General features: G+C 66.1%; 1 protein-coding gene. It reads right to left on the reverse strand.

Features of this window, described 5'->3' with window-relative positions; translation table 11 throughout:
* The coding region (locus HKK72_RS38885) for a multiprotein-bridging factor 1 family protein (RefSeq protein ID WP_187239374.1) at positions 1-1,012 on the reverse strand (1,012 nt) is incomplete at its 3' end.
* Positions 1,013-1,870 lie beyond the last annotated feature (858 nt).

Below are 1,870 nucleotides of genomic sequence, written 5' to 3' on the forward strand. Positions count from 1 at the left end.
AGTGCGCTTGGCGTTCACCTGAGGCGATCTCACTCACGGCGACCTGCTCGACCCGCGAGGCGACATCGCGGGGCCGGCCCAGTTCCAGACTGATCTCTACCGCGTGGATACGAGCGTTGACCCGGTTGAACTGGGTTTGGAAGACGTTGCCGTCCGCAGGCAGATGCGCGGCGATCTGCTCGGCCTCGGCCAGATGGTCTTCTGCCTCTTGCTTGTTCAGCAACCGGGAGTAGGCGACTGCGGCCCGAAGATGCAACGCCCCCCACAGTGCTTGCAGCGACGAGCCACCGGACGACACGTGCTCATCGATGTCATCGAGAGCCGCCAACGCCGCGCTCTTGGCCCCGTCGAGAGAGGCCCCATACAGCCAGACGCCGCACAGATCCCACGCGGACGCGGCGACCAGCTCAGGCGCTCCGACCCGGTCGGCGGCAACAAGCTCACGCTGTACCGCGGTCCAGCCGAGGTCATGGTGCCCGAGCAGGTTGGAGGTGACCCGCGCCATGTGGCATGCGCGGAGCATCATCGCCTCGGCGGTGTCACGGTCAGGCGAGGTCCGGTCGGAGGTGTGGATCACCAGGTCCGTGATGATCTGCGGAAGGATGTCGCCCAGTGCGCTGAACTTGGCGTCCTGGCGGAGCTTCTCCGCAAGCGTGACCAGCCCGGCCAGCTCCTGCAGTGAGACCGGTTCCCGCGAACTCAGCATTGCCGCCCCGCCCGGCATGGCCGCCTGCTGGAGCGCCAACCGCAGGCCCGGGATGGCGGCGTGACCGGAGTCGAGTTCAGTGGTGTCGTGCCGGTAGGGCTGCCCGGTGAGTTCGGGCACTTCAACACCCAGCAACTCGGCCAGCTTCGCGACAACGCTCGCACGGTCGAGCGGCAGTCTGCCGTTCTCGATCTTGGTCACCCAGCTCACCGAGCGACCCATCTTCTGAGCTAGCGTCGTCTGATCCCAGGCCTTACGTCGACGCGCACGGGCCACCCGCTGGCCGGTGGTCATCTGCTCCTGCACCAGCACTCCCTTCGCGACACTCGCAAACTACGGCCGCCGAAGAAGATCACCGTCAGAAAAAAATGACAGTTGCCGCCGCATCGCATAGTTGACCAGCGAAGATCGATGTTTACCGAATCTGCCTGCGCTACTACCCAAGCACGCTGCTGCCCATCGAACGCAACCCACACCGCCGGTTGTTCACGCCGAAGGGGCCGGATGCCTCACTGATTGAGCCGAGGCATCTGTACCGCCGCGCCGGAAATGGGGCGTAGGGCCCGGCTTTCCGGCTCCGACGGTGTCGGGCCCTACGCCCGGTCCGGGCGGGTAGCGCCCGGACACTGGGGTGGGCGGCGGCACGACCCGGGGGATAGCCGTGCCGCCGCCGGTCCGGCCTTCCCCAACCGGACAACAGGTGTGCGCGCCGTCCGCGCCGTTCGACGCGCACACACTCTTGGATACCGGCCAAAGCGGCGGATCTGTCCACCAGACGCCCACAGCTACCGCCTAACCATCCGGCGAATGGTCTTCACCCAAGCGATAAGGCAGCCCGGTTCTACCGTGTTCGGCCTCCGCCTGCCACATCTGCGCAAGCAGCTCCACAACGTCAGGCGCATGTAAGACCAAGCTCTCGGCGCGGTGCCAGCAGGCGAACGCACAAAAACGCCTCGACCCCGTACCCCACATGACCACCCAGCCGGGATTGGTCGCCTGAACATGGCGAGCTTCCACCGCGCGGCCGACGTCATACATCGCTGCTGATGCGAAGGACGTACAAGACTCGCTGCACAGCGCTCGGGACGTCGTCGGCCCTGCCGAGGAGAACCTCCAGAGCGGTCCACTGGAACCACAGCCCCCCGTCGTTGACGCAGCAGTCGA

The organism is Actinomadura sp. HBU206391 (assembly GCF_014323665.1).
Classification (GTDB): domain Bacteria; phylum Actinomycetota; class Actinomycetes; order Streptosporangiales; family Streptosporangiaceae; genus Actinomadura_C.